The 8,708-nt window shown below is 73.7% G+C and carries 8 protein-coding genes, 2 pseudogenes and 1 riboswitch; of the genes and pseudogenes, 6 read left to right on the forward strand and 4 right to left on the reverse strand.

Features of this window, described 5'->3' with window-relative positions; translation table 11 throughout:
* Window positions 1-246 (reverse strand): annotated as a pseudogene (locus HMPREF3105_RS08195) (hypothetical protein); the annotation flags it as partial.
* A gap of 140 nt (window positions 247-386) precedes the next feature.
* On the opposite strand from HMPREF3105_RS08195, the gene HMPREF3105_RS08200 reads away from it, so the two are divergent.
* A complete protein-coding gene (locus tag HMPREF3105_RS08200) occupies window positions 387-1,283 on the forward strand; it encodes a CPBP family intramembrane glutamic endopeptidase (protein ID WP_070709177.1) in 897 nt (298 codons plus the stop codon).
* Between the two features lie 18 nt (window positions 1,284-1,301).
* Here HMPREF3105_RS08200 and HMPREF3105_RS08205 read toward each other — a convergent pair whose 3' ends face one another.
* Window positions 1,302-1,940: a VOC family protein gene (locus HMPREF3105_RS08205; RefSeq protein ID WP_081097729.1), complete on the reverse strand. Its 639-nt coding sequence runs from the start codon at window positions 1,938-1,940 to the stop codon at window positions 1,302-1,304.
* 177 nt (window positions 1,941-2,117) lie between these two features.
* A riboswitch (SAM riboswitch) is annotated at window positions 2,118-2,233 on the forward strand.
* Between the two features lie 130 nt (window positions 2,234-2,363).
* Here HMPREF3105_RS08205 and HMPREF3105_RS08210 point away from each other — a divergent pair.
* Together HMPREF3105_RS08210 and HMPREF3105_RS08215 are read left to right on the forward strand one after the other, a co-directional pair.
* Window positions 2,364-3,731, forward strand: a complete 1,368-nt coding sequence (locus HMPREF3105_RS08210; protein WP_070709179.1) for a bifunctional o-acetylhomoserine/o-acetylserine sulfhydrylase — start codon at window positions 2,364-2,366, stop codon at window positions 3,729-3,731.
* Window positions 3,728-4,858 carry a homoserine O-acetyltransferase MetX gene (locus HMPREF3105_RS08215; protein WP_060973780.1) on the forward strand — a complete coding sequence of 377 codons (1,131 nt, stop codon included), beginning with the start codon at window positions 3,728-3,730 and terminating at the stop codon, window positions 4,856-4,858. The genes HMPREF3105_RS08210 and HMPREF3105_RS08215 overlap by 4 nt, the downstream gene beginning before the upstream one ends.
* 75 nt (window positions 4,859-4,933) lie before the next feature.
* Here the strand turns inward: HMPREF3105_RS08215 and HMPREF3105_RS08220 are convergent, their stop codons facing one another.
* Window positions 4,934-5,827 carry an SGNH/GDSL hydrolase family protein gene (locus HMPREF3105_RS08220; protein ID WP_060973781.1) on the reverse strand — a complete coding sequence of 298 codons (894 nt, stop codon included), beginning with the start codon at window positions 5,825-5,827 and terminating at the stop codon, window positions 4,934-4,936.
* Window positions 5,828-5,907: 80 nt separating this feature from the next.
* Here HMPREF3105_RS08220 and HMPREF3105_RS08225 point away from each other — a divergent pair, with 80 nt between their 5' ends.
* On the forward strand, window positions 5,908-6,600 hold the full coding sequence (locus HMPREF3105_RS08225; RefSeq protein WP_060973782.1) for an alpha/beta hydrolase: 693 nt from the start codon (window positions 5,908-5,910) through the stop codon (window positions 6,598-6,600).
* 52 nt (window positions 6,601-6,652) lie between these two features.
* On the opposite strand, the gene HMPREF3105_RS08230 is transcribed toward HMPREF3105_RS08225, so the two are convergent.
* Entirely contained in the window at window positions 6,653-6,895 is a 243-nt protein-coding gene (locus HMPREF3105_RS08230; RefSeq protein WP_036317588.1) for an RNA-binding S4 domain-containing protein, read from the reverse strand.
* A 141-nt stretch (window positions 6,896-7,036) separates the two neighbouring features.
* Between HMPREF3105_RS08230 and HMPREF3105_RS08235 the strand changes: the two genes are divergently transcribed.
* Complete coding sequence (locus HMPREF3105_RS08235; RefSeq protein ID WP_070709180.1) at window positions 7,037-8,419, forward strand: glycine--tRNA ligase; 1,383 nt, start codon at window positions 7,037-7,039, stop codon at window positions 8,417-8,419.
* Window positions 8,416-8,708, forward strand: a pseudogene (locus HMPREF3105_RS08240) (N-acetyltransferase); the annotation flags it as partial. The gene HMPREF3105_RS08235 and the pseudogene HMPREF3105_RS08240, both read left to right, overlap by 4 nt.

An 8,708-nucleotide genomic window follows, 5' to 3' on the forward strand; every position in this document is an offset into this window, starting at 1 on the left:
GGGGTCCCGCTCGGGCGCCCACCGCGCGGCGGGGGCGGCGCCGACCTCGTGGGCCCGCGTCATCCGGAGGACGCCGACGTCCTCGAGCACGAGCACCCGGTGGAACTGCCCGCCCTCCTCCACGGACGCCGCGGCCCAGTCGGCTGTGCGGAGCCGGCGGGCGAGGGCGGGGTCGAGGCCGGGGCGGAGGTGCTGCAGGGCGCGGTGGACCAGCTCGAGCTCGCTGGGGGCAGGCGGGGAGACCACACGACCACGCTAACCCTCCCTCCGCCGTCCCGGACTTTCAAACGTGACATCGGGGGGATGGGGACTTTCGAACGGGAGACAGGCCCTCCCTCACGTTCGAAAGCGCCCGGGGGAGAGGGGGCGGGCGGATACTGGGGGGCATGCCCGCCACCCCGCGCACGTCCTGCACCCCGGCCGGCCCGGCCGTCCGACCCGCCCCCGCGCTGCCCGCCCCCTCGGCGCGCACGGTGCGGTGGGAGATCGCGATCGTCCTCGGCCTCTCCCTGGGGAAGTCGGCGGTCTACGCGATCGTCCAGCTCATCGACAAGGCCACCCAGGCCCCGCTCGGCGAGCAGACCACCGTCCTCAACCCGGCCCTGGCCGACCGCTGGGCCTTCGACCTGACCTACCAGCTGCTCGGCATCGGGTTCGCGCTGGTGCCGGTGGCCCTCGTGCTGCACCTGATGCACCTGCGCGGCCGGAACCCGTTCCGGGTGCTCGGCCTCGACCTGCGCCGCCCCGGCCGCGACCTGGCCTGGGGCCTGGGCCTGTTCGCGGCCATCGGGCTGGGCACGCTCGGTGTCTACGCCGCCGGCCGGGCCCTGGGGATCACGACGGCGATCGTCGGCTCGGCGCTCGGGGAGAGCTGGTACCAGGTGCCGGTCCTGCTGCTCTCCGCGCTGCGGCACGGACTGCTGGAGGAGGTCATCGTGGGCGCCTGGCTCGTCGACCGGCTCGGGTATCTGCAGCGGCTGCGCGCCGCGGGCCTGGCGCGCGATCCGGCGCCGGCCGTGCCGTCGTCGTGGGTGAGCGCCGAGGGGCTGTACCTGCCGACCCGCGCGGCCGTCGTGGTGTTCGCCCTCGCGCTGCTGCGCGGGGCGTACCACCTGTACCAGGGGATCGGGCCGGGCGTGGGCAACGCCCTGATGGGCGTGGTGTTCGCGCTCGTGTTCCTGCGGGTGCGCCGGGTGATGCCGCTGGTCATCGCGCACACGCTGCTGGACGCCGTCGGGTTCGTCGGCTACCCACTGCTGGCGCGGGCGGGGCTGCTCGGTTGACCGGCCCCGCCCCCGCGCTCAGAGCGTGATCGCACCCTTCGGGGTGCGGAAGGTGACCGAGACGATGCCCGGGGTGCCGGAGGGCGCGACGTACTCGATGTTCACGTCCTGGACCTGGCCGTCCTCGTCCTCGCCGCCCAGCCACTCGGCGAGGCGCTCGGGGGAGCCGGCGATGTTCAGGTGCTCGATGGTGGCCTGCGGCTCGGCCGCCTGCGAGGGGTGCATGTCCTCCTGACCGTCGGCCCAGCGCAGGATGTACGGCAGCTGCGGGTCCGCGAGGGTGCCCTTGATGCCGATCTGCCGCCAGGACAGCTCGCGGCCGTCCGGGAAGCGACGGTTGCCGGGGACGGCCTCGCGGCCGAGGCGGCGCTCGAACCGGCCGATGTCCGGGGTGGCCACGGCCCAGCTCATCCAGCCCCCGCCCTGCTCGGTGCGGGCGCGCACGAGCTGGCCGAACGGCGCGCTGAGGGAGGCCGGGTGGTCCAGGGCCTCGACGACCTCCAGATACTGCCCCTCCGTCATGGGAAACAGTGCGTTCTGGGTGCCGAAACGTGGGTGGACACCGCCCTTGATCCGCTCGATGCCCAGCGTCTCGGCGATGCGGGCGACCGTGGCGTCCAGGCCCTCGGGGCCGGCGGCGTAGGACACGTGGTCCATGCGACAGGTGTGCACTGCGCTGTTCCTCTCCGTTCCCGGGCTGCCCCGGGGGTTGACCTGGTGCGAGTCCAGGGGCGTCGAGCCCTTGACGGGTTGGGCGCCCCGTGCGGAGAGCGTATCCGCGTGTGACACGCGTGACGAAATCGTGGCGGGGCGGCGGGCTACACTCGGAGGCACGGTCACGAGAGTCAGCAACAGGCCCCGGCATGCTGACCGGCAACCCTCCTTCCGCGGTGGGGTGCCCCGGGTGACGACCAGGCCGGCCCCACAACGGACGCCGGCAAGCGCGGGCCGATCCCTCGGCCCCTCTCGACGGCGCCGGGTCATCTCCGGCACCTCGACGACGCCGGTCCCCGGATCGGCACGTCGGCCGGCGGGCGGGGTCGCCGGGTCCGGCCCCTGAACCCTTCAGGAGGGTCCGCCATGACCGACCAGCCCACCCCGACCCCCGACGCCTGGGGCTTCTCCACCGCGCAGGTCCACGCGGGCGTCGCCGTCGGCCAGCACGCCTTCGGTGCGACCGCCCTGCCGATCTTCCAGACCACCTCCTACGACTTCCCGTCCGCCCAGGTGGCCGCGGACCGGTTCGCACTCAAGGACCTCGACCCGCTCTACACCCGCATCGGCAACCCGACGCAGGGCCCGGTGGAGGAGAAGATCGCCGCGCTCGAGGGCGGTGTGGGCGCGCTGCTGCTGGCCTCCGGTCAGGCGGCGACCACGTTCGCGATCCTCAACGTCGCCGGCGCCGGCGACCACGTGGTCGCCTCAGCCAGCCTCTACGGCGGCACGCAGAACCTGTTCAAGCACACCCTCGCCAAGGTCGGCGTCGAGACGACGTTCGTGACCGACCCGGACGACCTCGAGTCCTGGCGCGCCGCCGTCCGGCCGAACACCAAGGCGTTCTTCGGCGAGACCCTCGGCAACCCGCGCGGGGACGTCCTGGACGTGCGCGCCGTCGCCGACGCCGCCCACGAGGCCGGCGTGCCGCTGATCGTGGACAACACGCTGGCCACCCCGTACCTGCTGCGGCCGATCGAGCACGGCGCCGACGTCGTCACCCACTCCGCCACGAAGTACCTCGGCGGGCACGCCGCGGCCATCGCGGGCGTGATCGTCGACGCCGGCACGTTCGACTACGCGCAGCACGCCGAGCGCTTCCCCGGCTTCAACGAGCCGGACGAGTCGTACCACGGCCTCGTCTACGCGCGGGACCTCGGGGTGGGCTCGCCGCTCGGCGCCAACCTGGCCTTCATCCTCAAGGCGCGCGTGCAGCTGCTGCGCGACTACGGCTCGGCCATCTCCCCGTTCAACGCGTTCCTGGTGAACCTCGGCCTGGAGACCCTGTCCCTGCGCATGGAGCGGCAGGTGGCCAACGCGGCCGCGGTGGCGCGCTGGCTGGAGGGCCGCGACGACGTCGAGCGTGTGGTCTACGCCGGCCTGGAGTCCAGCCCGTGGCACGAGCGGGCCCGGCGCTACCTGCCGAAGGGCGCGGGCGCGTTCGTGTCCTTCGAGATCGCGGGCGGCCGCGAGGCCGGGGCCGCGTTCGTGGACGGGCTCACCCTGCACCACCACGTGGCCAACATCGGCGACGTCCGCTCGCTCGTGGTGCACCCGGCCTCCACCACCCACTCCCAGCTCACCGACGACGAGCAGCGCGCCGCCGGCGTCACCCCCGGCCTGGTGCGGCTCTCGCTCGGCGTGGAGGACATCGAGGACATCCTCGCCGACCTCGAGCGCGGCTTCGCGGCCGCCGCTCGCCGCGGCGACGACGACGCGGGGGAGCGGGCATGACCGCCGTTGCCACGCGTCCGTCGCGCACCGCGCTGCCCCGCGGCGGCCGCCACCGTCTGCGGGTCGGCGAGCTGCGCACCGAGACCGGCGGGCTGCTGCCCGACGTCGAGCTGACCTACGAGACCTGGGGCACCCTCGCCGCCGACGGCTCCAACGCCGTGCTCGTGCTGCACGCCCTCACCGGCGACGCGCACGTGGCCGCGCACGAGGAGGACCCGACCCCGGGCTGGTGGGACGCCCTCGTCGGCCCGGGCCGCGCCGTGGACACGGACCGGTGGTTCGTGGTCGCCCCCGCCATGATCGGCAGCTGCCACGGCTCCACCGGGCCCTCGACGCCCGCGCCCGACGGGCGGCCCTGGGGCTCCCGGTTCCCGTTCCTCACGCTGCGGGACGCGGTCGAGGCCGAGCGGCGCCTGGCCGACCACCTCGGGATCGGCGCCTGGCGCGCCGTGATCGGCGGATCGATGGGCGGGGCCCGCGCCCTCGAGTGGGCCGCGACCCACCCCGCGCGCGTCGCCGGGGTGGGTGTGCTGGCCGCCACCTCGGCCTCCTCCGCCGACCAGATCGCGTGGGGGCAGGCGCAGACCGCGGCCATCCGCCTCGACCCGGACTTCCAGGGTGGCGACTACTACCCCGGCCCCGGCCCCGTGGCCGGCCTGGGCATCGCCCGGCGCATCGCCCACACCACCTACCGCACGGCGGGCGAGCTCGGCCAGCGGTTCGGCCGGGAACCGCAGGGTGTCGAGGACCCGTTCGGCGCCGTCATCGGGGTGCCGGGCGGGCGCGGGCGCTACGCCGTGGAGTCCTACCTGGACCACCAGGCGGCCAAGCTCGCCGACCGGTTCGACGCGAACTCCTACCTCGTGGTCACCGAGGCCCTCATGGGCCACGACGTCGGGCGCGGGCGCGGCGGCGTGGCGGCGGCGCTCGCGGACTACCGGGGCCGGGCGTTCGTGGCCGCCGTCGACTCGGACCGGCTCTACCTGCCGGCCGAGTCCGAGGCGCTCGCGGCGGCGCTGCCCGCGCGGCCGCCGGTGCACACGATCGCCTCGCCCATCGGCCACGACGGGTTCCTCACCGAATACGGCCAGGTGGCCGACACGCTGAAGCGCACCCTCGCCCTCTGAACTTTCGTTCGGGAAACGGCGGCGTGTCGCGGCACTTTCGTTCGAGAAACGGCCACCGGTTCCCGCCGGCCGGGCTCAGGGCTCGACGACGTCCAGCGGCTCGGTGTGGTCCGAGCCCCGCGGCATCGGCGCGCCGAAGAGCGGCTCGGGGACGGGGCGCTTGGCCGTGACGCCGTCGCCGGAGGAGACGCCGCGGATGCGGCGGACCACCCACGGCGCCAGGTGCGTGCGCACCCACGCCGCGTCCGACGCGCGGGCCTCGCGCCACGTGCGCGGCGCCGGCGGGGACAGGCGCAGGTGCTCGAGGCCGTGCTCCACGCCGAGGGTGTCCAGCACCATCGCGGCGATCGTGTGGTGCCCGAGCGCAGAGAAGTGCAGGCGGTCCTCGGCCCACATCTCCCGCCGGGCGAGGTCCTTGAGCGACCACATGTCCGGCACCAGCGCGTCGTGCCGCAGCGCGATGGTGCGCACGTTCTCGTTGTAGATCGCCACGGTGCCGCGGATGCGGCCGATGACGGGCGTGCCCTTCACGTCGGTCGCGTTGAACAGCAGCACGGTGGCGCCGTCGGAGGCCAGACGCTCGACGACGGCGTCCAGCCGGACCGCGATCTCGTCCGGGTCCGCGCCGCGCAGGATGTCGTTGCCGCCCGCGCACACGCTGATGAGGTCAGGCCGCAGGGCGAGCGCCGGCTCCACCTGGTCCTCGGCGATCTGGTCCAGCAGCTTCCCGCGGACCGCCAGGTTGGCGTAGGCCAGGTCCTCACCGGGCGGCGTCAGGCGGGCGAGCTCCCCCGCCAGGCGGTCGGCCCAGCCGCGGTGGTAGCCGGGGCGGTCCGGGTCCGGGTCGCCGATGCCCTCGGAGAACGAGTCCCCGATGGCCACGTACCGGCGCCAGGGATGGGCGGCGGGGTCGTCGACCGGGGTCGCGTCGGAGGCGTGCGGAGGCTGAGAGGAGGATGGGTTACCCACGAGTAGGATTCTGCCCGCGTCGCGCGGGAGGGGTCAACCTCCGGGAGGGGTCGACCTCGCCGCTCGCTAGGCTGGCGGGCGTGAACGCGAACCCCACCCCCGCCGTCGAGCCCGTCGTCCGCTGGTCCCGCCCCGAGGGCGAGCGCACCGAGGACCTGCTGATCGTCCTGCACGGCTACGGCGCGAACGAGGACGACCTGTTCGGCCTCGTCCCGCACCTGCCCGAGCACGTCACGGTGGCCGCCGTGCGCGCGCCCCTGCCCCTGCAGCCGGGCTCCCACGCCTGGTTCCCGCTCTCCCAGGACCCGGTCACGGGGGAGCTGGGCTCCACCGCCGAGCCGGTCCGCGAGGCCGTCGAGACCCTGCACGCCTGGGTGCAGGCCGTGCGCGGGGACTTCCGCACCGTCTCCCTGCTCGGCTTCTCGCAGGGCATGGCGATGGCCACGTCGCTGCTGCGCCTGGACCCGGAGGCCTACGCGTGCACCGTGGCGCTGTCCGGCTTCGTGGTGGACCCGGAGCTCGCCGAGCCGCGGCTGCGCGAGCTGTTCACCCGCGACGACGACGTCGCCCGCGTCCGACCGAAGGTCTTCTGGGGCCGCGGCCAGGAGGACCCGATCATCTCCGAGCCCCGGGTCGAGGAGACCCATGCCTGGCTGAACGCCCACGTGGACCTCATGAAGATCGTCTACGCCGGGCTCGGCCACGCGATCAACGAGCAGGAGCTGGGCCACGTGAAGGAGTACCTCGCCCACATGTTGCCGCCCCGCGGCTGACGCACCGGGCCTGCTCGACGACGGCGCCGCGGCCGCCCGCCGCGGCGTCGGCTCAGGCCTGTCCGGCCTGGACGACGAACGCCTCGCCGGCGAACTCGACGACGTCCCCGTCGTGCAGCTGGGCGCCGCGGCGCGTCTCCACCGCGCCGTTGACGGTGACGAGCCCGTCGGTGACGACGTCGCGGGCCATGGCCCCGTCCTCCACGAGGGAGGCGAGCTTGAGCGCCTGGCCGAGGCGGATGGACTCGTCACGGATGGGCAGGGGCTGGGCGTCGGGTGCGTTCGTCTCGGTCATGGTGTCCATCATGGCCGGTAGGCTGGACGGGATCGACCGGCGCGCCGCGCCGGAACGGGCCCGCCGCGTCGAAGGCGGCCGGGTGCCGTCGTCGTCGTGATCCCCTCCCGCCCCGCCGATGAGTACGGAAGTGATGCCCCCATGGCTGCCAAGTCCCCGCTGGACAACGTCATCAACCTCGCCAAGCGCCGAGGCTTCGTGTTCCAGGCCGGTGAGATCTACGGCGGTTCGCGCTCCGCGTGGGACTACGGGCCCCTGGGTGTGGAGCTGAAGGAGAACATCAAGGCCGAGTGGTGGAAGACCTTCGTGCGCTCCCGTGAGGACATGGTGGGCCTGGACTCCTCCATCATCCTGCCGCGCGCGGTGTGGGAGGCCTCCGGCCACGTCGAGACCTTCACCGACCCGCTCGTCGAGTGCACCCAGTGCCACAGGCGGCACCGCCAGGACCACCTGCTCGAGGGGTTCGAGGCCAAGAAGGGCCGGCCGGCCGAGGGCATGGCCGAGATCGTGTGCCCGGACTGCGGAACCAAGGGCGCCTGGACCGAGCCGCAGCTGTTCTCGGGCCTGGTCAAGACCTACCTCGGCCCCGTGGACAACGAGGAGGGCCTGCACTACATGCGCCCGGAGACGGCGCAGGGCATCTTCGTGAACTTCCTCAACGTGCTGGGCGCGGCCCGGAAGAAGCCGCCGTTCGGCATCGGCCAGATCGGCAAGGCGTTCCGCAACGAGATCACCCCGGGCAACTTCATCTTCCGCACCCGCGAGTTCGAGCAGATGGAGATCGAGTACTTCGTGCCGCCGGCCGAGGCGGGCCAGCACTTCGACCGCTGGGTCGAGGACTGCTGGGACTGGTTCATCGACCTCGGCATCGATCCGGCGCACCTGCGGAAGTTCGACGTCCCCGCGGACGAGCGGGCCCACTACTCGGACGCCACGATCGACCTCGAATACGACTTCGGGTTCACCGGCGGCGACGGCTGGGGCGAGCTGATGGGCATCGCGAACCGCACCGACTACGACCTCGGCCGGCACACCGAGCACTCGGGCACCAAGATGCAGTACTTCGACCAGGCCAACAACGAGCACTACACCCCGTACGTGATCGAGCCGTCCTTCGGCCTGACCCGCGCCATGATGGCGTTCCTCGTGGACGCCTACGCCGAGGACGAGGCCCCGAACGCCAAGGGCGGCGTGGACGTGCGCACCGTGCTCAAGCTGGACCCGCGCCTGGCCCCGGTCAAGGCCGCCGTGCTCCCGCTGTCGAAGAAGCCCGAGCTGCAGCCGGCCACCCAGTCCCTCGCGGCGGAGCTGCGCACCCTCTGGAACATCGAGACGGACGACTCCGGCGCGATCGGCCGTCGCTACCGCCGCCAGGACGAGATCGGCACCCCGTTCTGCATCACCGTGGACTTCGACACCCTCGAGGACCAGGCCGTGACCATCCGCGAGCGGGACACCATGGCCCAGGAGCGCGTGGCGCTGTCCCAGGTGAAGTCCTACCTGCTGGAGCGCCTGGTCAAGTGAGCGGGGACGTGACGGGAGCGGCCGGGGCCGCGGGGCACGACGACGGCGGCGCGCTGTTCGACTCCGCCGCGGTCGTCGGCGGGGAGATCGTGCTGCGTCCCTGGCGGCCCGGGGACGACCTGGCCCTGCTCGAGGTGTGGGGTGACCCGGCCAACGCGCAGCAGCACCAGGACCGGGCGATGCTCGCCGAGGACGCGGAACGGCCCTGGCGCCGCGCGCTCGTGGCCGAGGCCGCCGGCGTGCCGGTGGCCGCCGGCGTCGTCTACGCCTCGTCCGTGCACCCGCGGCG

Source organism: Micrococcus sp. HMSC31B01 (assembly GCF_001816085.1).
Taxonomy (GTDB): Bacteria; Actinomycetota; Actinomycetes; order Actinomycetales; family Micrococcaceae; genus Micrococcus; species Micrococcus luteus.